This window comes from Curtobacterium sp. BH-2-1-1, from assembly GCF_001806325.1.
Classification (GTDB): domain Bacteria; phylum Actinomycetota; class Actinomycetes; order Actinomycetales; family Microbacteriaceae; genus Curtobacterium.
On record NZ_CP017580.1, the window covers coordinates 1,381,186 to 1,401,830 of the forward strand.

Annotated in this window: 21 protein-coding genes; 9 read left to right on the plus strand and 12 right to left on the minus strand. The window is 71.7% G+C overall.

Translation table 11 applies throughout. From position 1 onward, the window contains the following. Positions 1–68 precede the first annotated feature (68 nt). The 5 genes from BJK06_RS06380 to BJK06_RS06400 form a co-directional block, all read right to left on the minus strand. Complete coding sequence (locus tag BJK06_RS06380) at positions 69–1,148, minus strand: alpha/beta fold hydrolase (protein ID WP_070417175.1); 1,080 nt, start codon at positions 1,146–1,148, stop codon at positions 69–71. Between the two features lie 89 nt (positions 1,149–1,237). Then, positions 1,238–2,113, minus strand: a complete 876-nt coding sequence (locus BJK06_RS06385) for an SMP-30/gluconolactonase/LRE family protein (RefSeq protein WP_070417176.1) — start codon at positions 2,111–2,113, stop codon at positions 1,238–1,240. Positions 2,114–2,161: 48 nt separating this feature from the next. Then, complete coding sequence (locus BJK06_RS06390) at positions 2,162–2,995, minus strand: DUF1206 domain-containing protein (protein WP_181015156.1); 834 nt, start codon at positions 2,993–2,995, stop codon at positions 2,162–2,164. Positions 2,996–3,118: 123 nt separating this feature from the next. Beyond that, positions 3,119–4,285: an RtcB family protein gene (locus tag BJK06_RS06395; RefSeq protein ID WP_070417177.1), complete on the minus strand. Its 1,167-nt coding sequence runs from the start codon at positions 4,283–4,285 to the stop codon at positions 3,119–3,121. 390 nt (positions 4,286–4,675) lie between these two features. Next, on the minus strand, positions 4,676–5,149 hold the full coding sequence (locus tag BJK06_RS06400; protein ID WP_083295107.1) for a MarR family winged helix-turn-helix transcriptional regulator: 474 nt from the start codon (positions 5,147–5,149) through the stop codon (positions 4,676–4,678). 63 nt (positions 5,150–5,212) lie between these two features. Between BJK06_RS06400 and BJK06_RS06405 the strand changes: the two genes are divergently transcribed. From BJK06_RS06405 to BJK06_RS06420, 4 genes are all read left to right on the plus strand, one after another. Then, complete coding sequence (locus BJK06_RS06405) at positions 5,213–5,740, plus strand: phenolic acid decarboxylase (RefSeq protein ID WP_070417178.1); 528 nt, start codon at positions 5,213–5,215, stop codon at positions 5,738–5,740. Then, complete coding sequence (locus BJK06_RS06410) at positions 5,740–6,507, plus strand: alpha/beta fold hydrolase (RefSeq protein WP_070417179.1); 768 nt, start codon at positions 5,740–5,742, stop codon at positions 6,505–6,507. Before BJK06_RS06405 ends, BJK06_RS06410 begins: the two co-directional genes overlap by 1 nt. Positions 6,508–6,601: 94 nt before the next feature. Further along, a complete protein-coding gene (locus BJK06_RS06415) occupies positions 6,602–8,431 on the plus strand; it encodes a glycoside hydrolase family 15 protein (RefSeq protein WP_070417180.1) in 1,830 nt (609 codons plus the stop codon). 13 nt (positions 8,432–8,444) lie between these two features. After that, entirely contained in the window at positions 8,445–9,047 is a 603-nt protein-coding gene (locus BJK06_RS06420; RefSeq protein ID WP_070417181.1) for a DUF1992 domain-containing protein, read from the plus strand. 95 nt (positions 9,048–9,142) lie between these two features. Here BJK06_RS06420 and BJK06_RS06425 read toward each other — a convergent pair whose 3' ends face one another. After that, entirely contained in the window at positions 9,143–9,823 is a 681-nt protein-coding gene (locus BJK06_RS06425) for a hypothetical protein (protein ID WP_070417182.1), read from the minus strand. A 209-nt stretch (positions 9,824–10,032) separates the two neighbouring features. Between BJK06_RS06425 and BJK06_RS06430 the strand changes: the two genes are divergently transcribed. The 5 genes from BJK06_RS06430 to BJK06_RS18505 all read left to right on the plus strand — a co-directional run bounded on the left by BJK06_RS06430 (position 10,033) and on the right by BJK06_RS18505 (position 15,181). Continuing rightward, positions 10,033–12,504 carry a phosphoketolase gene (locus BJK06_RS06430; protein WP_070417183.1) on the plus strand — a complete coding sequence of 824 codons (2,472 nt, stop codon included), beginning with the start codon at positions 10,033–10,035 and terminating at the stop codon, positions 12,502–12,504. A gap of 434 nt (positions 12,505–12,938) precedes the next feature. Next, positions 12,939–13,154: a hypothetical protein gene (locus BJK06_RS06435; RefSeq protein WP_070417184.1), complete on the plus strand. Its 216-nt coding sequence runs from the start codon at positions 12,939–12,941 to the stop codon at positions 13,152–13,154. A 34-nt stretch (positions 13,155–13,188) separates the two neighbouring features. After that, the gene (locus BJK06_RS06440) at positions 13,189–13,872 is read left to right on the plus strand and encodes a fumarylacetoacetate hydrolase family protein (protein WP_070417185.1); all 684 of its coding nucleotides are present in this window, start codon (positions 13,189–13,191) and stop codon (positions 13,870–13,872) included. 159 nt (positions 13,873–14,031) lie between these two features. Next, entirely contained in the window at positions 14,032–14,994 is a 963-nt protein-coding gene (locus BJK06_RS06445; RefSeq protein ID WP_070417186.1) for a sugar phosphate isomerase/epimerase, read from the plus strand. Positions 14,995–15,004: 10 nt separating this feature from the next. Then, the gene (locus tag BJK06_RS18505) at positions 15,005–15,181 is read left to right on the plus strand and encodes a hypothetical protein (protein WP_156794789.1); all 177 of its coding nucleotides are present in this window, start codon (positions 15,005–15,007) and stop codon (positions 15,179–15,181) included. 27 nt (positions 15,182–15,208) lie between these two features. Here BJK06_RS18505 and BJK06_RS06450 read toward each other — a convergent pair whose 3' ends face one another. The 6 genes from BJK06_RS06450 to BJK06_RS06470 all read right to left on the minus strand — a co-directional run bounded on the left by BJK06_RS06450 (position 15,209) and on the right by BJK06_RS06470 (position 20,589). Beyond that, entirely contained in the window at positions 15,209–15,538 is a 330-nt protein-coding gene (locus BJK06_RS06450; protein WP_070417187.1) for a hypothetical protein, read from the minus strand. Continuing rightward, positions 15,535–16,104 carry a hypothetical protein gene (locus BJK06_RS06455; RefSeq protein ID WP_070419284.1) on the minus strand — a complete coding sequence of 190 codons (570 nt, stop codon included), beginning with the start codon at positions 16,102–16,104 and terminating at the stop codon, positions 15,535–15,537. The genes BJK06_RS06450 and BJK06_RS06455 overlap by 4 nt, the downstream gene beginning before the upstream one ends. Next, complete coding sequence (locus tag BJK06_RS06460) at positions 16,101–16,715, minus strand: RNA polymerase sigma factor (protein WP_258027727.1); 615 nt, start codon at positions 16,713–16,715, stop codon at positions 16,101–16,103. Before BJK06_RS06460 ends, BJK06_RS06455 begins: the two co-directional genes overlap by 4 nt. Positions 16,716–16,888: 173 nt before the next feature. Then, positions 16,889–17,044, minus strand: coding sequence for a hypothetical protein (locus tag BJK06_RS18510; protein ID WP_156794790.1), 156 nt, complete (start codon positions 17,042–17,044; stop codon positions 16,889–16,891). 135 nt (positions 17,045–17,179) lie between these two features. Next, positions 17,180–19,702 carry an ATP-dependent DNA ligase gene (locus tag BJK06_RS06465; protein WP_070417188.1) on the minus strand — a complete coding sequence of 841 codons (2,523 nt, stop codon included), beginning with the start codon at positions 19,700–19,702 and terminating at the stop codon, positions 17,180–17,182. After that, positions 19,699–20,589 carry an SDR family oxidoreductase gene (locus BJK06_RS06470; RefSeq protein ID WP_070417189.1) on the minus strand — a complete coding sequence of 297 codons (891 nt, stop codon included), beginning with the start codon at positions 20,587–20,589 and terminating at the stop codon, positions 19,699–19,701. Before BJK06_RS06470 ends, BJK06_RS06465 begins: the two co-directional genes overlap by 4 nt. Between the last annotated feature and the right edge of the window lie 56 nt (positions 20,590–20,645).

The window sequence follows — 20,645 nt, forward strand, 5'->3', positions numbered from 1 at the left end:
GTGCCGGCTGACGAGACCGGCACCGCGCCTCCTGTGGGTCGCGTCCGTCCGCGGGCCGGCCCGCGGGATCAGCCCGCCTTGCGCGTCTCCGGAGCCACCTCGTCGACGATCTCGCGGCGATCCGCCGGGTCGACCGGCAGGTCGTCGCCGTCCGCCATCGCGACCGCGTGCGCGGACTTCGCCGCCTCGAGCGTCTCGTCGTCGTTCTTCGCCATGCCGAGCAGTTCGACGAAGCGCGACTTGACGAGCATCCAGGCCTCGCGCGGGCCGAGCCGCGACAGGTCCGACGCCGTCGAGTCGTCGCGGACGCGCTGCAGCGAGGACACGCCGCGGTCGGGGAGCCGGCCGGCGACGTGGTCCACCGCGAGCCGTGCCACCGCGTCTGCCTGTGCGTGCATCACCGAGTGCGCGCCGTCGACGACCTCGCGCAGCACCGCGTACGGGAACACCCGGGCGAGCCGACGCACCCAGTCCCGCGGGACCATCGCGTCGTGCTCGCCGCGCACGATGAGCGTCCGTGCCTGCACGTGGGCGGCGCGCTCCTCGATCGGGAAGGCGATCATCCGCGGCAGCACCTTCGAGAACCAGTGCCAGCCGCACAGGGCGTACGCCGTGATGCCGTGCCAGCGGACGGCCGCCGGCTCGTGCAGCGTGGACCGGAGGAACCGGAACGCCGACTGCCGGACCGTGCGCGCGTGCGAGTCGACCACCGGGCTGATGAGCACCAGGTCGGAGATGTCCGGACGACGCGCTGCCACCTCGGTCACGACCTGGGTGCCCATCGAGTGGCCGACGAGCACCGGGTCGACGAGTCGGAGGTCGTCGATGACCTTCTCGACCGCGTCGGCGTACCGCTCGATCGAGACCTTCCCGCGGAAGCGCGGGACACCGGCGAACCCGGGCAGGTCGAGGGCGTGCACGGGGCCGTTCTCGTTGAGGTGCGGGGCGAGCCGCTCGTAGTAGGTGGCGGCGATGCCGAGCCCCGCGACGAGCAGGAAGGCGCGGTCGCCGGGTTCGCCGACGGAGCTGACGCGCACGTACGTGCCGTCGACCGCGACCCGGTCGACCTCGACCGTGACGTCGGCGTTCTCGGCCTCGCCCAGTCGCTTCGCGGGGTCCGGTGTCGTGTCCGTGTGCTCGTCGTCCACTTCGGTCTCCTCGGGTCGGGCGTCGCTCCTCGGTTCGGGCGATCGCCCAGGATACCCGCGGCGCCGCCGATCCCGCCGTCGGCGCCCCGTCAGCCGCTGAAGGTGTTCGCGGGGAACCCGTGCACCCGCGTCGGCACTGCGAAGACGGCACCGGAGTGCGGGTGCGCGCCGAGCTGCTCCTCGGTGAGGTTCTCCCGCGCCGAGGCGACGAACAGCGTCGACATGTCCGGGCCGCCGAACGCCACCGACGTCACGTTCGGCACCGGGAGCTCGACGGTCTCGAGGTGCGACCCGTCCGGACCGTACCGCTCGACCCGACCGCCGCCGTAGACCGCGCTCCACGAGCAGCCCTCGTCGTCGCGGACGAGTCCGTCGTGGGCGGACCCGACGACGAACGGCTCGAGCTCGCCGAGCTCCCCGTCGGGGCCGTACGACCCGCGGTAGATCGTCGACGCGCTCGTGTCCGTGACGTACATGACCGTGCCGTCCTCCGACCACTCGATGCCGTTCGTCACGCCGAAGCCACCGCGGAGGAGTCTCGTGGTGCCGTCCGGCTCGATCGAGTACAGGGCACCGTCCGGCTCCCCCGTGGTGAGGTTCATGCTGCCCACGAGGAACCGGCCGAACGGATCGCACTTGCCCTCGTTGAACCGGAGGCCGGCCGTGGCGTGCTCGACCCGGGCGATCTCGCGCTCGACGACGCCCTGGGCGTCCGTCACGACGACGGAGTCGCCGAGGGCCGCGACGAACCCACCGCCCGCGCGGGGCTGGAAGCTCGCCAGCGGGGGCGGCAGCTGCACCGTGGTCGTGGTCGTGCCGTGGGCGTCCGCGGTGGTGAGGGTGCCGAGGGTGATGTCGACCCACCGCAGCTCGTTCGTCCCGGGGTCCCACACGATGCTCTCCGCGAGGACGGCTCCGGCGTCGGAGAAGACGGTCACGGGTCCGGTCGTCGCGCTGCTGCTCATGACACCGGTCTACCGGCGCCGCCTCCGCGCGCGTCCACCGTGTCCGTGTCAGAGGCGGGCGTAGCGGGCGCGGAAGAAGCTGAAGACGCCGAACGCGAGGAACCCGATGCCGATCGCGACGAGCACGAACACCCCGCCCGGCATCGAGCGCAGCGCGTCGAACGCACCGTCGAGCCCGGTCGCCTGGTCGGGGTCGCTCCGGAAGCCGGCGACCGCGATGAGCACGCCGACGACCACCACGGCGATCCCCTTCAGCACGTACCCCACGACGCCGAGCACGGTGACGACACGGTCGAGGGGCTGCCGCGGGCGCACCAGCTGCTTCCAGAACGAGCGCCGGCAGCCGATCACCACGAGGCCGACGCCGATCGCGACGGCGACCGCGGCGACGAGCAGCAGGAGGAACACGCCGCCGGGGGTTGCGAGGGCCTTCGCCGCAGCGCTCCGCGACGACCCGCTCGAACTCGTGCCGGCTCCGACCGCGTAGGACGCTGCCGAGTAGGCGATGAGCCCGTAGACCACGGCCTTCCCGACGTTCTTCAAGCGGTTGCCCCAGGCGCGGGCGCTGTCCGTCCTCCCACCGACCACGGCTTCGAGCACCAGCCGGATCGTCAGCGCAGCACAACCGACGGCCATGACCCAGAGCAGGACGACCCCGCCGGGGACCGCGGCGAGCTGCTGCAGCGCACCCGACTGGTCGGTCTCGCTGCCCGACGACGCGTTGCCGACGCCGAGCAGGATCGCCAGGTAGCCGATCAGCAGGTGCACGATGCCGCTGCCGACGAACCCGGCGCGCGCCGTCAGCTCGAACCACCGGCTGTCGGCCACGCGCTTCGCTCCACGACCGGTCTTCCGGGCCGCCTGTTCCGCCTGTTCACTCACGCCATCGAGCGTGCCCGACGGAACGGGCCGTGTCCGGCACGGGCGGTGACACCCGGCCGTCTGGCAGACGGGAGGCGCGGTGCGGGCCCGCACCGCGCCTCCCGACCCGGCGTGGCGGCGACGTCAGTCGCCCTTCACGTTGACGACCTGCCGCAGCGTGTGCCGGATCGACACGAGCTCCGAGGCGTCGGCCATGACCTGGTCGATCGGTTTGTACGCCGCCGGGATCTCGTCGAGGAACGCGTCCGTGTCGCGGTACTCGATGCCGACCATCGCCTCGCGCAGCTGGTCGTGCGTGAACGTCCGCCGGGCGGCGCTCCGCGAGAACAGCCGACCGGCACCGTGCGGCGACGACTCGAGCGACGGCTTGTTGCCGAGGCCCTCGACGACGTACGACGCGGTGCCCATCGACCCCGGGATCAGCCCGGGCTGGCCGGCCGTCGCCTGGATCGCACCCTTCCGGGACACCCACACCGACTTCCCCCAGTGCGTCTCGCGCTGCGTGAAGTTGTGGTGGCAGTTGATCCGCTCCTGCTCGTCGACCGGGGTGCCGACGGCCTCGGACAGCTGCCGGACGACGCGGTCCATCATCTCCTCGCGGTTGAGGAGCGCGAAGTGCTGCGCCCACCGCAGCTCGGCGATGTACCGGTCGAACTCCGGGGTCCCCTCGACCAGGTACGCCAGGTCGGGGTCGGGCAGCTCGATCCACCAGCGCTGCATTGCCTTCTTGGCGACCGCGATGTGCCGCTGGGCGATCTTGTTGCCGACGCCCCGCGACCCGGAGTGCAGGAACAGCCAGACGCGGTCCGCCTCGTCGAGCGACACCTCGATGAAGTGGTTGCCGGACCCGAGCGTGCCGAGCTGGTTGCGCCAGCCGCCGTGCGCTCCGGCGGGGTCGAACCCGGCGGCCTCGGCCATCGTCTCGAGCTCCGCGATCCGGGGCTCGGCCGTGGCGACGATCTTCCGGTTCGACGCACCGGCCGACAGCGGGATCGCCCGCTCGATCTGCTCGCGCAGCTCCTGCAGGTCGTCGGGCAGGTCGGCCTCGGTGAACTGGGTCCGGACCGCGATCATGCCGCAGCCGATGTCCACGCCGACGGCTGCCGGCATCACCGCGCCGAGGGTCGGGATGACCGACCCGACGGTGGCGCCGAGGCCCAGGTGGGCGTCCGGCATGAGGGCCAGGTGCGGGAACACGAACGGCATGCGAGCGGTCGTGCGGGCCTGCTGCTCGGTGTTCTCCTCGAGCATCGAGGCCCAGCTCAGCAGCCGGTCGGTGATCTTCTCCATTGCTTCGTCTCGCTTTCGTGACGGTCTTCGGTGACGGTCCGGGGCGAGGTCCTGCTGCCGTCCGGCACCACGAGGCGTGGCGTTCGGAGGGCAGCGTCGTGGAGAGGACGCCCCGGGCCGGGTGGGCACGGGGCGTCGGGTGACGTCGCGTGCCTACGCGGGATAGCGGTCGGACTGCTGCTGGTTGCGCTGTTCGGGCAGCACGAGGAGCGTGTCGAGCTGGAGCTCGACTCGCTGTTCGTGGTGCTGCACGGTGCGCACGCGCGGTCCTTCCGGTGGTGCCCGGGACGGGCGGTCCTGCCGATGGGCAGGAGGACGACAGTAGTGCGACACGCCCGAGGTGCACAAGCGCGACACGCCCGGGATGCGCTGGACCTGATGGCCGAGGGGTCAGGCGCCCCCGCGCTCGTCGAGTCGTGCTCGCAGGCGCTCGAGTGCCGGCACGGCCGCCACGAGCGCTCGCCGGTCGTCCTCGGAGAGCGTGTCCATCGCGTCGACGAGGACCCGCTCGGCGGATGCGTCGTAGTCCGCGAGGCGGCGTTCGGCGAGGCCGGTCAACCCGACCTCGGTACTCCGCCCGTCACCACGCGCGAGACGACGCTCGACCAGGCCGTCCCGCTCCATCGCCTGGACGAGGTTGCTCACCGTCGACCGCGCGAGCCCGAGCGACCGGCCCAGCGCGGTGGGACTCGACCACCCGTCCTCCCCCAGACGCCGGAGCACCTCGATCTGCGCGTCGGGGATGACGGGCAGGGCCACCGAGCGGCGGGCCGTGGCGAGCAGTGTCCGACGGAACGGGCCGATCTCCGCGCTCAACCGCCGCGCGACCCGGGGCAGGTCGGGGTCGTCCGGTCGCTTGTCCACACTCCCAGGGTAGTCACCGCAGATGCGCTTGCAACAAACGCACTTCGGGAGCAAACTCGAACCATGGACATCATCACCAGCGTCGAACACCCCGTTCCCGAGCAGGACCTCTCCGGCATCGTCGGGTACCGCTTCGTCTACACGTACGCGAACGGCTGGCAGTACGAGATGTACGTCAAGAACGCGACGACGATCGACTACCGCATCCACTCCGGCATGGTCGGCGGACAATGGGTGAAGGACCAGCAGGTCGACCTCGTCGCGCTCACCACCGGCGTCTACAAGGTGTCCTGGAACGAACCGACCGGCACCAGCGTCGTCGTCACGGTGGTCCCCGGTGAGCGGGTCCTGCACGGCACGATCTTCTTCCCGCACTGGGTCGAGGAGGACGGCAGCAAGACGGTGCTGTTCCAGAACGACCACCTCGACCGCATGCGCGAGTACCGCGACCAGGGGCCCACCTACCCGATCTACGTCGTGCCCGAGTTCGCGCACATCACCCTGTTCGAGCACGTCGGCGAGGACGACGAGACCGTCGTCGACACCGCGCCCGGCGACCTGCCCGCAGGCTTCGCCGACCGGTCCAACTGATGCGCGCGTTCGCCCCGGTGACGCTCGGGCACGGCGGTCGCACCCTCCGCGGCTGGCAGCTCGGCACCGTCTCGCGGGACGCCTCCGCGGCCCTGCTCGTGCACGGCTTCGGCAGCACGGACACCGGCGGACAGCAGCTGTTCGTGCAGACCGCGCGCACCCTGGCCGAGCACGGCTCCGTGGTCCGGTCGTACAGCCGGCTCGGGCACGGGACGAGCGACGGCGACTTCGCCGACATCACCATCGGCGACGAAGTCGACCAGGTCGTCGCGATGATCCGCGCGCTCGCGGCGGACGCGGCCGGGCCGGTGCACGTCGTGGCGCACAGCCTCGGGGCGGTGGAGTCCGCCATGGCGGCCGCACGCGTGCCGGAACTCGTCGCGACGCTGACCCTGTGGTCACCGGCCGGTGTCGTCGTGGACGACATCGCACGGCACGACCGGATCCAGGGCCAGCCGCTCGCCCGCGCACGGGAACAGGGCTGGTTCGACTTCGGCGGCATGGCCCTCGGCACGGCGTTCATCGACGAGGTGACGGCCGGCCTCGACGTGTACGCGACGATCGACCGCTACACCGGTCACGCCGAGGTCCTGCACGGCACCGCGGACCAGATCGTCCCCGTCCGGTACGGGCAGCGCTACGGCGAGGTGCTCCCCGGGGCGACGTTCACCGCGGTGGAGGGCGCCGACCACGGCTGGTCGTCCGTCCCGTGGCGACGGACGTTGCTCGACCACCTGGTCGCCTCGACGGGCGGCGGCGCCCGCTGAAGGCTCCTCCACAGCCTGGAGGAACGGCGGGCGTCCTCCACAGCGGGGTACGCCCGCCTGATGGTCGGGCCCAGGGCGCGGGCAGGCTGGGAGCATGACCGAGCGGACCCGAGACACCCCTGACGTGATCGACGACGAGGAGCGCACCGACGGCTACGCACCGCTCCGGTCCTACGGCGCGATCGGCGACGGTCGGACGGTGGCGCTCGTCGCACGGGACGGCCGGATCGACTGGCTGCCCATCCCCTCGATGGACTCGCCGCCGGTCTTCGCGAGCATCCTCGACGCCGAGCACGGCGGACACATCGCCCTCCGGCCGGTCGACGCCGACGCCGAGGTCTCGCGCGAGTACCTGCCGGGCACGAACGTGCTCGTCACCACCTGGACCACGCGGTCGGGCTCCGTGACCGTGACCGACGCGATGGTGACCGGCGTCGCGGGACGCCTGCCCTGGGCCGAGGTCGCCCGGTGCGTGCAGGGTGTCGACGGCACGGTCGAGATGGAGTGGGCGGTGGTGCCGGGGACCCTGCTCAACACGGCCGAACCGAGACGTCTCGACACCGCGAACGGCGCCGTGATCGGCATCGACGGCATCACGATCGCCATCGTCGAGCAGGGTTTCGAGCCCGTGCACGACGACGGCCCCCGGTTCTCCGGCCGCTTCACCACGGCCGAGGGCTCGAAGCACATCCTGACCATCGTCGGGACCCACGACGAGCCGATCTTCATGCCCCGGCCGGAGAGCGCGCTCCAGGCGATGGACCGGACGATCGACAACTGGGCGACCTGGTCGGAGGAGTTCTCGTACGACGGGCCGTGGGCCGAGCCGGTGCAGCGGAGCGCCCTCGCCCTCAAGCTGCTCATCTTCTCGCCGACCGGCGCGATCGCAGCGGCTCCGACGACGAGCCTGCCCGAGGACCGCACCGGCGGCAAGAACTGGGACTACCGGTTCGCCTGGGTACGCGACCTGTCGTACACGGTGCACGCGCTGACCCGCTTCGGGCTGCGCGAGGAGACCCACGCCGCGGTGTCCTGGGTGATGCGCACGATCGCCGAGCACGACGAGGACATGCCGATCTTCTACGAGCTCGACGGCTCGAAGAGCGACGGCGTCGAGGAGCGCGACGTCCCCGGTTGGAACGGCATCGGCCCCGTGACCATCGGGAACCGCGCCGGCGACCAGCTGCAGCTCGGGGTGTGGGGCGACGTCTTCGAGATCCTGCGCCAGTACGTCCGCGCCGGCAACGTCCTCGACCGGAAGACCGCGGCCGTCCTGCAGGAGCTCGCCGACGACGCCTGCCACCGGTGGGAGGAGCCGGACTCGGGCATGTGGGAGCTCCAGGACACGCAGCACTACGTCTCGAGCAAGATCGGCTGCCGGCAGGCGCTCGACGCCGCGGCCGAGCTGCACGAGGCCGGGATGATCGACGGGCCGCGCGACAAGTGGATCGAGAACCGCGAGCTCATCGAGCAGTGGGTCGCCGAGCACGGGTGGGACGAGGAACGCGGGTACTACGTGATGCACCCGGGCTCCGACAAGCTCGACACGTCAATCCTGCTGCACGCGATGAGCGCCTTCGACCGGGGTCCCCGCATGGAGTCGACCATCCGGGCGATCGAGGAGCAGCTGCAGCACGGCCCGCTCGTGTACCGGTACTCGGGCATGGAGTCCGAGGAGTCGCCGTTCGTGGCGTGCTCGTTCTGGCTCGCGGCCGCGATGGCCTGTGTCGGACGGGTCGACGACGCCCGCGACCTCATGGACGAGATGGTGGAGCAGGCGAACGACGTCGGCATGTTCAGCGAGATGATCAGCGAGGACGGCACGTTCATGGGCAACATCCCGCAGGGGCTGTCGCACCTGGCGCTCATCCAGGCAGCGCTCACGATCGAGGAGGTCGCTGGCGAGGAGCGCTCCGGGGAGTGATCATGGAGGGGTCATGAACGACGTCGATGCACGCATGGACCGGTTGCGACGGGCCGCCCGCTACCGGTACCAGCAGCTCGTGGACAGCGAGATCGAACGCGGCTCCCTCGACCCCGACGAGGTGCGCGAGGAGCGACGGCTCCTGAAGGCCGCCGACGTCGCGGCGCACGCTCGGGCCCAGATCGAGGAGGCCGAGCGTCGGGGTGTCTTCGAGGGCAACCCGTACCACGGCAAGCGGCTCCCGGGGAACGACGGACGCCACGACCCCGACTGGTGGATCAAGGCGAAGATCGAGCGCGAGGAGATCACCGGCATCGCCCCGCCCGCCCTGGCGCTGCGGAAGGAGGACGCCGAGCTCGACGAGCACCTCGACGCCCTCTCCGCCGAGTCCGACGTCCGTGACGTGCTCGACGACTTCAACGCCCGCGTGAAGGAGGCCCGCCGGCAGCTCCTCGGTGGGCCGCCGGTGGTGACCCCGCTCCGAGACGTCGAGACCGAGGTCGCCGGCTGGCGGGCGCGTCGGCACGAGCGACTGGCGACCGAGGCGCAGGCGGCCGCGGACCGGGCCGCTGCCGAGGCGGACCAACCACGGCGATGGTGGCGCCGACGTCGGTGAGGTGACCCGCGCCTCCTGGACCGCCCCCGGACACGGGAACGACCGCAGCACCGCGCTCGTGGCGCGGTGCTGCGGTCGTCCCTGGCGTGGGGGTGTTACTTGATCTTGGCGGTGATGGTGGCGGTGCCGACGAGGAGGCCGGACTTCACGGCGTCGGTCTTGAAGGTGCTGTTGAGCAGCTTCGCGGCGTCACCCGAGACGTGCACCGTGGTGCCGGTCAGGATCGCGTTGTCACCCTCGAGCTGCAGCGGCTTGAGCGTGCCACCGTGCAGCGAGAACAGGTACGCGTTGTTCACCGCGACCTTGCCGTTGACCAGCACGTCACCGTAGAGCTTGGACGAGCCCGGGTTCACGACGAAGTTCTCCAGCGTGACCGTCGTCTCACCGGCGGTGAGGGTCAGACCCGAGTCGTCGTGGTTCAGCAGACCCTGCACGTACGGACGGTAGTCACCGTCCGGCGACCAGTACGTCACCGAACCGGACGTGATCGGGAACGACACGGACCCGTCGGCGAGCTTGGCGTCACCGGAGACACCCGGGGTCAGCTTCAGCGCGGTCAGGGCGTCGGTGAAGCCGGAGTCGAGCTTCACGGCGGTGTCGCCACCGAGGACCTCGGGCACCGACGCGACGGGGCCGGGGATCTTCGACGAGGACGACGACACGGTGTGCACCGACGGGGTCGAGGCCTGCGCCGAGGTGATGCCGAACGCGGCACCACCCAGCACGAGCGCACCCGTCGTGGCGAGCGTGATGGAGGTCTTCAGGGACTTGCGCATGGGTTGGGTCCTTTGCTGTCTCGGGGGCTCCGGCCGGTGGCGACGTGCTCCTGTGCACGCGCCGTGCTGTGTGCTTGCTGTGGCCCGGCCGTTCGTGACCGGAGAGCGCCCTGGGCGTTTGCCCTTGTGACATGCATTCGGCACCCCCTGCCGAACGGTTTGGAACTTTTTCTGGGATTCCCCCGCGACCGCCTCCGTACCGTGGGGGCATGGCCCCCGCATCCCCCTCGAGCACCGACCGGATCCGCGCGATCGACGCCTGGTGGCGCGCCGCGAACTACCTCACCGTCGGGCAGATCTACCTGCTCGACAACCCGCTGCTCGACCGCTCGATCACGCCGGACGACGTGAAGCCCCGGCTGCTCGGACACTGGGGCACCTCGCCGGCGCTCAACCTCGTCTACGCGCACTGCAACGCGCTCATCGCCGAGACGGACCGGCAGCTCCTGTACATCTGCGGGCCCGGTCACGGCGGTCCCGCGATGAACGCCAACGCGCTGCTCGACGGCACGTGGGGCGAGCTCTACCCGGACATCACGCCGGACCCGGACGGGCTGCGGCAGTTCTTCCGGCAGTTCTCCTTCCCCGGTGGGATCCCCTCGCACGCGGCGCCCGAGACCCCGGGGTCGATCAACGAGGGCGGCGAGCTCGGCTACTCCCTCGCGCACGCGTACGGAGCGGCACTCGACAACCCGGACCTCGTCGTCGCGTGCGTCGTCGGCGACGGTGAGGCCGAGACCGGGCCGCTCGCCGGGTCCTGGCAGGCGCACACGTTCCTCGACCCGGTGTCGGACGGCGCCGTGCTGCCGATCCTCAACCTGAACGGGTGGAAGATCGCGAACCCGACGGTCCTCGCACGCATCCCGCACGACGACCTGCACGCCTACTTCCGTGGGCTCGGGTACGAGCCGATCGTGGTCGACTCCGCCCGCGTCGACGACGACCCGTTCGCCGTGCACGCCCTGTTCGACGGTGCGCTCCGGCGTGCACTCGCGACGATCGACGACATCCAGGCCGCGGCCCGCGCCCAGGCGCAGCGAGCGGCCGCCGGGCAGCCGGCCGGTGCTGCGGACCTCCGACCGCGCTGGCCGATGATCATCCTCCGCACGCCCAAGGGCTGGACCGGCCCGAAGGTCGTCGACGGCCAGCAGGTCGAGGGGACCTTCCGCGCCCACCAGGTCCCCCTGCCCGCCGTCCGCGAGGACGACGACCACCGCCGGCAGCTCGAGGAGTGGATGCGGTCCTACCGCCCCGAGGAGCTGTTCGACGACGACGGCCAGCCGATCGGCATCCTCACAACCATCCGGCCCACCGGCGACCTGCGGATGAGTGCGACCCCGCACGCGAACGGCGGCCGGCTCCGCACCGCACTCGACCGCCCCGGGCTCGAGGAGTTCGGCGTCCCCGTCGGCGAGGACGCGAGCGCCACCGGCACGCTCGGCCCCTGGCTCGCTGCCCTCATCCAGCGGAACCCCTCGTCCTTCCGGCTCTTCGGCCCGGACGAGACGGTGTCGAACAAGCTCGACGCGGTCTTCGACGTGACGTCGCGGGTCTGGCGTGCCCAGCGTGGCGTCGGAGACGAGCACCTCGGCGCACACGGTCGGGTCACCGAAGTGCTGTCCGAGCACCTGCTCGAGGGGATGCTCGAGGGCTACGTGCTGAGCGGCCGCCACGGTGTCCTCAACACCTACGAGGCGTTCGCGCACATCATCGACTCCATGGTCGGCCAGTACGCGAAGTGGCTCGAGTCCTCGACGGACATCGACTGGCGTGCACCCGTCTCGAACCTGTCGATCCTGCTGTCGTCGCACGTCTGGCGCCAGGACCACAACGGCTTCTCGCACCAGGACCCGGGGTTCCTCGACGTCGTCGCGTCGAAGCAGCAGGACCTCGTCCGCATCAAGCTGCCGGCCGACGCGAACACCCTGCTGGCCGTCGCCGCGCACGCACTGGAGACGACCGACCGCATCGAGGTGATCGTCGCCGGCAAGCACCCCGAGCCGGTCTTCCTGTCGCTGCCCGACGCGGTCGAGCACGTCGCCGCGGGGCTCGGGGTCTGGGACTGGGCCGGCACCGAGGAGTCCGTCGGTCGCGTCGACGTCGTGCTCGCCTGTGCCGGGGACGTCCCCACCGTCGAGGCCGTGGCCGCCGCGGACATCATCCGCCAGCACGCTCCCGAGGTCGGCGTCCGTGTCGTGAACGTCGTCGACCTGCTGTCCATCGGCGACCCCCGGAAGCACGAGCACCCGGTCCCCGACGAGCGCTACGACGAACTGTTCCTGCCCGGCACCCCGACCGTCTTCGCGTTCCACGGGTACCCGTCCCTCGTGCACCAACTCACCTACCGCCGGAACGGGCACGACGACCTGCACGTGCACGGGTTCCTCGAGCAGGGCACGACGACGACCCCGTTCGACATGCTCATGCGCAACGAGATGGACCGGTTCGCGCTCGCGCACGACGCCCTGACCCGAGTGGACGCGTCGGCGCACGACGCGCTGCGCACGCGGCTGTCCGAGGCCCGCACGGCGGCCCGCGAGTACGCGTACACGAAGGGCGAGGACCACCCGAGCGTCGGGGCGTGGCGGTTCTCGGGGTGGCCGCAGGACGAGGCGGCATCGGAGGGCACGGGTGGCGACCCGGGCGAGGGGGAGACCGAGGGGGCTGCGCCCGGCAACTGACGCGCGTCCGCGCACTCCTCCACATCCAGGAGGCGCGGATCACGTTCCACAGGACCGGTCACGCTCGGCGCGTGGCCGGTCCTGTCGCGTCAGGGTGGTCGGCATGGATGCAGGCTGGACGAGCGCGAGCGTGTCGTTGCTCAGCGCCTTGGTGGCGGTCGCGAGCGTGGTGGTGACGGTGGTCGAGGGGCGTCGGGCGCGGCGGAATACAGAGTTCTTGGGGCATCGGGACCACTGGTGGCAGCGTTGGTCGTGGGTGGTCGCACGTGCCGTCTCAGAGGACGAACGGCAGCGGGATGCGGCGGCTCTGATGACGGACGCTCTCATGTCCCGGCCCTGGGTCACCGATGACGACGAGTGGGTCCGACGAGCGCTCGACGACCACGAGACGATGGCTGCGCGACGGCGCCGATCTGGGAAGGAACGACAGGACGATGATCTCCGACGAGGATGACCGGTCCTTCAAGGCACGGCTCGACCGGATGGAGCGGCGCACGCCCAAGCTCCTCGCGCACCCGCACTACGGGCCGCTCGTCCGTGCGGCCGGTGACCTCGAACGACTCGAGGAGATGCGCATCGAGTGGCGCGAACGACAGGAACGGGCACGAGCACGGAAGCTCCGGTGGGAGGCCTCGATCAGCGAGGGCTGACCGAACGCCGCGCGGCCGGTGGCACGCTGGACGGGTGAGCGACCTCGTCATCCCGGCCCCGACCCTCCCGACCGTCCCCACCACCACCGGCGGACGCTTCCCCGTCCGGCGGGTGTTCTGCGTGGGCCGCAACTACGCCGCGCACGCTCGCGAGATGGGCCACGACCCGGACCGCGAGCCGCCGTTCTTCTTCATGAAGCCGGCGGGCGCGGTGGTGACCGACGACGCGGACACCCCGTACCCGTCCGTCACCGAGCGCCTCGAGCACGAGGTCGAGCTCGTCGTGGCGATCGGTCGCGGCGGAACGGACATCCCGGTCGACACGGCCCTCGACCACGTCTGGGGCTACGCCGTCGGGATCGACCTCACGCGGCGCGACCTGCAGGCCGAGGCGAAGCGGCTCGGCCGCCCCTGGGACACCGCCAAGGGCTTCGACGCCTCGGCCCCGGTCGGCGCGATCGTCCCCGCAGCCGACGTCGACCCGACCTCGGGCACGATCGAACTGCGGGTGGGCGGCGAGCTCCGACAGTCGGGGGACCTCGCCGACCAGATCTGGTCCGTCGCCGAGACCATCGCGGAGCTCTCGCGGTTCGTGTCCCTCGCGCCGGGCGACCTCCTGCTCACCGGCACGCCGGACGGTGTCGGGGTCCTCGCCCGCGGGGACCTCCTCGAGGGCACGATCGCCGGCGTGGGCTCGGTCCGGACCGTGATCGTGTGATCCCACGCGTTTCCCCCGTGTGTCGGCGGCCTGGGAGGGCTCGCAGCACCACCGAGTAGCAATGTCTCGACGCCGCTGCGGGGTGCGCGGTGTCGCCACACTGGGGACACCCGACCGCGACGGGGCGGGGCGGCGTGTCCGGAGAACGGAGGTGCCGCCGTGCAGGAACACGACCTGCTCGCGACGTCCTGGACATGGGCCGGGACCGAACCGATCGGCGAGCGCATCGACGCCGTCGGTGCTGCCGGCTTCGCCGGACTCTCGCTGTCGCTCGGTGACCTGCACGAGGTGCGGGCGACGATCGGGTTCGCCGCCCTCCGCCGCATGCTCGACGGTGCGGGGATCGTCTGGGTCCAGCTGGGGCCGCTCGAACAATGGTGGACCTGCTCGAGCCACACCACCGACCAGGACGCCGACCGCGGTGTGGTGCTCGAGGCCGCCGCGACCCTGAGCGCCTGGCAGGTCGTCGCGCGTGCGGACGTCACGCTGCCGGGCGTCTCGCCGTCCGCCATGGTCGACGACTGGAACGAACTGGCCGGGCAGGCCGCGAAGGTCGGTGCGCAGCTCGTCCTCGAGCCCGAGCCGTGGTCGAACCTGCCGACGGTGGAGCGCGCGTCCCGGTTCGTCACCGCCGCCGGTCACCCGAACGGCGGGCTCCTGGTCGACGTGATGCACGCACTGCGCGGCGGGTCCACGCTCGCCTCCATCCGCGAGGGCGTCGCGCCCGCGACGCTCGCCGCGGTCGAGCTGAGCGACGGCCTGCTCCACACGCCGGCGGGCATGACCCTCGCCGAGGAGGCCCGCGAAGCTCGCCACCTGCCCGGAGCCGGCGCCTGGGACGTCCCGGGGTTCGTCCGCACCGTGCGCGACCTCGGGTTCGACGAGCCGTGGGGTGTCGAGGTCCGGACGGCAGCACACCGGGCGATGCCGATCGGGGACGCCCTCCGGACCGCTGCCGCGGCGACACGGGCGGTGCTCGACGCCGCCGACGCCTTCGGGACGCCCGCCGTCCCCGCGATGCCGACGACCCCGGCGCCGACCTCGGCGGTGGACTTCGAGCCGCCGGCTGCTCCCCCGTCGAGCGACCGTCGCCGCGATGCCGACTCAGGAGCTCCGGCGTAGCGTCATCGGCATGACCGACCAGCCAGCACACGACGACGACCTGCTCCGCCGCTCCCAGGAGTCCATCGACGAGGCGAAGGCGGCTGCGGCCGAGGTGGTCGAACCGGACGAGGACGACCTCATCGACGAGGACCTCCCGGTCGCCGACGACGCCGAGCCCGCCGACGGTCCCGCGCCCGCTCCCTGAGTTCCCCCGGCCGGTGGTCTCCGGCGCTCAGTCGATCTCGACGACCCGCACGGTGACGTCCGACGGTCGACGTCCCAGCAACGCCGTCCCCTCGGCGACCACCGCGTCGCGGACGCTCCGGACGAGCCCGAGCGTCGGGACCCGCCGGTCGGTCGTCACGACCACGCGGATCCGGGCGCCCTCGCGTCGATCCTGCACGAGGACCGCGCCACCGTCTCGGGGCAGGTCGAGCACCGAACGGACGTCGCGGACGAGCGTGGCGAGGTTCGGCCCCGGCGGCAGCACCGAGCGGACCCCGGGGACCCCGAGCACGACCGCGGTCAGTCCGCGCGAGACACTGCGCACGTCGTCGGTCACGGTCGTCCTCCCTCGATGAGGTCCGCCACCCGCACCTCGAGCGACCGCACCACGAAGGGTGCGTGCGCCGCGAGCGCGTCCTCGATGATCGACCGGAGTGCCTCGGCGCGGAGGTGCACCGGCCCGTCGGCGCTCGCGGCGATCGACACCTCGACGTCGACCGATCCGCCGGCCGTGCCGACGTCGCCCGTGAACCGGGTCCGTCGGACGACCACGCCGGGTACCTCGTCGCCGAGCGCCCGCACGAGTCCGCGGAGTGCGCCTTCGGTCACGACGAGCGTCGACGCGGGGTCGTCGTCCGGGACGGGGATGTCCCGCCCCGCGTGCGCCGTCGTCCGCACCGACGCGAGCACGCTGGCGATCCAACCGGCGTCGGCCCCGGCGGCCTCCGCGGCCTCGGCGTCGAGCAGGTCCCGCGAGGCCGTCCGCAGCGACTCGAGCCGCACCAACGCGGCGGCTGCCTCGGGGTCGCCGTCGATGTCCGGCCGCGCCGGGGTGCGGTCGGTGTCCAGGTAGTCGGAGAGTTCCTCGAGGGTGAACGCGCCGAACCGTTCGTCGTCGGTCATCGCCACCCCTCCATCTGCTCGAGGACACGACGTCGTGCCCGCGCCAGCACCCCGCGCACCGTCGCCTGCGGCATCCCCGTCGCCTCGGCGATCTCGGCGTACGACGCCCCACCGATCTCCTGCATCACCCAGACGGCACGGTGCGCGTCCGGGAGTGCCTGCACGATACGCGCGAGTTCCTGGACCTGCAGCCGCGTGCTGACGACCTCGTCGACGGGGCGGTCGTCGGCCGAGTCGACCACCGCTTCGAGGTCCAGGTGTGGATGCCGCCGACGGAGGCGGTCGAGCGCCTTGTTCGCCGCGATCCGGAACAGCCAGTTCCGCACACGGTCGGGGTCGTCCACCCGGTCGATGCGCTGCCAGGCCTGGAGCGCCGCCTCCTGCACGGCGTCCTCGGCCTCGCCGTCGCCGTGTCCGAGGATCCGAGCGGCGTAGGCGCGCATGTGCGGGCCGTAGCGGCGGATCAGCACCCCGAACGCGACCGTGTCGCCGTCGGCGCTGCGCGCGACGAGGGAGGCGTCCGACAGGGACGCCAGGGCGTCAGCGTCGCTCAGGGTCGGCTCCTCGTCGATTTTCTTCGGTTCTCGCGTGACGATCGCGGTCGTCGTCACGTCTTACGTACGGGTCTACCAGGAGCGCGGTGCGTGCCTGGTGCGAAGCGCGTCGTGACCGGTCATCCCTGAACGACCGGTCACGGCGCCCCGACGGCGGCCCGTGCGTCCCCTGATCCGGCGCACGGGCCGTCTTCACCCGTCGATGCCCCGGGTGCGTCGTTCTCCAGGTGCTACTCGTCGACCTCGTCACCGAGGAAGTCCGCGTAGGTCACCTCGGACTCCGTCACCGCGACCCCCGGGTCCACGGGTGTGCGCGCCGATCGGTCCCTTGCGATCGTGACTCGTTCCTCCGCGGTGAACGGGGGCAGGTACTTGCTCGCGCTCATGCTCGCGCCCTTTCGTCCCGGCGAACGTAACAGCCCGTACCGGAATCCCGGGGGATGACCCCCGATTCGTCCCCCGGTCGAGGATGGAACGGGGGACGGAAGTTCGCCCCGGGCTGACCCCATGCGGATGCATGCTCACGATTCCCGGACGACGTCCGCGGGGTCCTTGTCCACCCGCCACCCACGCCACGAGGGCTGTCGCAACCGGCCGTCCGACGTCCACTCGGCGAACTCGACCTCGCCCACGCGCTTCGGCGTCACCCAGTGCGCGTCGCGGGCATCGGGCCGAGGGACGTCGACGAACGGCGAGGTCTTCCGCTCGAGCGCGCCGAGTGTCGCGCCGATCTCGTCGAGGTCGCGGTCGCGGAAGCCGGTGCCGACCTTCCCGATGTACTCGAGCCCGTCCGGCCCCGGGACGCCGAGGAGCAGCGAGCCGACCCCACCCGCACGCCGACCACTCCCCGGTTTCCACCCGCCGACCACGACCTCCTGCGTGGCGTGGTGCTTCAGCTTGAGCCACGCCTCGGATCGCCGACCCTCGGCGTACTTCGACGTCCGCTTCTTCGCGACGACCCCTTCGAGTCCCTGCTCCGCCGAGTCCGACATCGCCCGGGCGAGGTCGCCCTGGTACGCGGGCGGGACGTCGATCGCACCGCCCGGTTCGACCACCGTCTCGAGCGCCTGGCGACGCGCGTCGTACCCGAGGCGGGTGAGCTCGTGCCCGTCCGCCTCGAGCACGTCGAAGAGCAACAGCCGGACCGGTGTCTCCCGTCGCGCCGCCTCGACCTCGCGCGACTTCGTCAGTCCCATCCGGTTCTGCAGCAGCTGGAACGAAGGCCGCCCCCGATCGTCGAGGGCCACGATCTCGCCGTCGAACACGCCGTCCACCCCGGCGCGGTCGCCGAGTTCCCGGAGCTCGGGGTACTGCACCGTCAGGTCGTTGTCGTTGCGGCTGCGGAGTGTCACCGAACCGTCCCGGACGGTTGCGAGCGCGCGGATGCCGTCCCACTTCATCTCGAACGCCCAGTCCGACTCGTCCAGCGTCGGCTCGCCCGTCGCGAGGGTCGCCTGCATCGTGCGGCGGTCAGCCGGAGTGGTGTCCGACGCGGCCGTCCGGTCGATGCGCGCGGTCGGGTCGCCGCCGGCGGGTGCGGGCCGGGAGGCGCGGCTCGTCCCCGCCCCGTCCCCGCCGTCCGCCAGGCGGTCCGGCTGGTCCTTCGTGCGGTGGATGAGCCAGTTCTTCTCGTCGCCGTCGCGCCCACGACCCCGCCCGCGGGTGTGCAGCAGCGCCAGTCGGCGAGCGCCGCCGGTCCGGCCGTGCAGCGTGACGATGACCTCTTCGCCCTCGCGCCACTTCTCGAGCTCGTACGTGCCGTCGTCCCAGATCGTGACCGTCCCGCCGCCGTACTCGTCCTTCGGGATCGTGCCCTCGAATGCGCCGTACTCGAGCGGGTGGTCCTCGGTCTGCACCGCCAGGTGGTTCTTCCCCGGGTCGGTGGGTTCACCCTTCGGCAGCGCCCAGCTGACCAGGACCCCGTCGTGCTCGAGCCGGAAGTCGTAGTGGTCGCGTGTGGCGTGGTGTTCCTGGATGACGAACGTCGGGGTGCCGTCCTTCCGCACCGTCGGCGCGTCCTCGGGCACGGGTTCCGGGGTCTTCGACGCGTCGCGCTTTGCGCGGTACGCGGCGAGCCGGTCGCGCGCGGGCTGCTCCGCGTCGTTCGCCTGCTGGGTCCGGTCGCTGTCCCAGTGACCGTGGTCGTCCCGTCCGACCGCCAACGAGGCGGAGGCGACCGGGTGCAGGTGGTCGCCCCGTTCCTCCAGGCGTTCGAGGACCTCGTCCAGGGTGAGCTGCGCGAGCCCGCGTTCGGTGAGTTCCTTCCAGGTGCGCGGCGCGGCGACCGTCGGCCGGTCACGGCCGCGCAGGGAGTACGGCGCGATCGTCGTCTTGTTGCCGTTGTTCTGCGACCAGTCGACGAACACCTTGCCCGTCCGCTCCGCCCGGCTCATCGAGGAGAGCACGAGGTCCGGCAGGTCCTGCTCGAGCGCCTTCGCGAGTTCGTGCGCCACCTCGGAGACGTGTGCGGTGGAGGCCCCGCCGTCGAGCGCGGCGTAGAGGTGGATGCCCTTCGACCCGGACGTGACCGGGTACGGGTCGAGCCCCATGCCGTGCAGGATCTCGCGTGCTGCGAGGGCGACCTCGACGCACTCGGGCAGCCCGACACCGTCGCCGGGGTCGAGGTCGAGGACGAGCCGGTCCGGGTTCTGCTGCCCGCCGCGGGGGCCGAACCGCCACTGCGGCACGTGAAGCTCCAGCGCGGCCTGCTGCGCCATCCACACGAGGGTCGGCAGGTCGTCGACGATCGGGTACTCGTTGTCGTGCTCGGCGTGGTGGATGGTGTGGTGCCGGACCCAGTCGGGCGCGGAGTCCGGCAGGTTCTTCTCGAAGAACACCTTGCCGTCGACGCCGTTCGCCCAGCGTTTCCGGGTCACGGGGCGGTCCTTCACGTGCGGGATCATCCACGGCGCGACCCGCTCGTAGTACTCGATCACGCGTCCCTTGGTGGTGCCAGTCTCCGGGTAGAGCACCTTGTCGGTGTTCGTCAGGGCGATGCGGCGGTCCCCCACCAGGACCACGGTCTTGCGCGCGGTCGGACTCACAGCGCCACCCCGGTCGCCCCCGCCACCGTGAGGGTCGTCCCCGACGTGTACGACGACTCGGGGCCGGCCAGGTACACGTACGCGCTGCCGAGCTCGACCGGCTGTGCAGGTCGGCCGAAGGGCGTGTCCTGCCCGTAGGAGGCGATCTCGTCGCCCGGGTAGCTGATCGGCTGCAGCGGCGTCCACACCGGGCCCGGGACGACGGTGTTCGCCCGGATCCCCTTCGCCGCGAGCTGCCGCGCCAACCCGTTCGTGTACGTGATGATGGCGGCCTTCGTCGCCGCGTAGTCGATCATCCGGTCCTGCGGTTGGTAGGCGGACACCGAGCTCGTCGTGACGATCGCACTGCCGGGCGCCATGTGTGGAACGGCCGCACGCACCAGCCAGAACAGCGAGTACAGGTTGACCTTCATCGTGCGGTCGAAGTCCTCGGTCGACTGCGCCGTCACGTCGTCGTGCACCTTCTGGTGGCCGGCGACGAGGACCAGCGCGTCGAGCCCCCCGAGCTCGCTGACCGCGTCCCGCACGAGTGTGTCGCAGAACCCCTCGTCGGTCAGGTCGCCGGGGAGCAGCACGGCCTTCCGCCCGAGGTCGCCCACGATGTCCCGCACGGCTTCGAGGTCGTCGCGTTCCTCGGGCAGGGCGTTCAGGGCGACGTCCGCGCCCTCCTTCGCCATCGCGATCGCCGCTGCCCGCCCGATGCCCGAATCGGCCCCGGTGACGAGCACACGGTAGCCGGGCATGCGGCCCGTGCCGAGGTAGCTCGTCTCGCCGTGGTCCGGTGCCGGGTCCATCGCGCTCGCCAGTCCGGATCCCTGCTGCGTCTGCGCCGGGAAGGGCGGACGGGGAAACTGGTCGCGCGGGTCCTGCTTGTCGAGCTGGCTCATGGGCCCATGGTGCTCGCGCCGCGGCCACCGCGGTTCAGCGAAGCGGGATCTGTGGA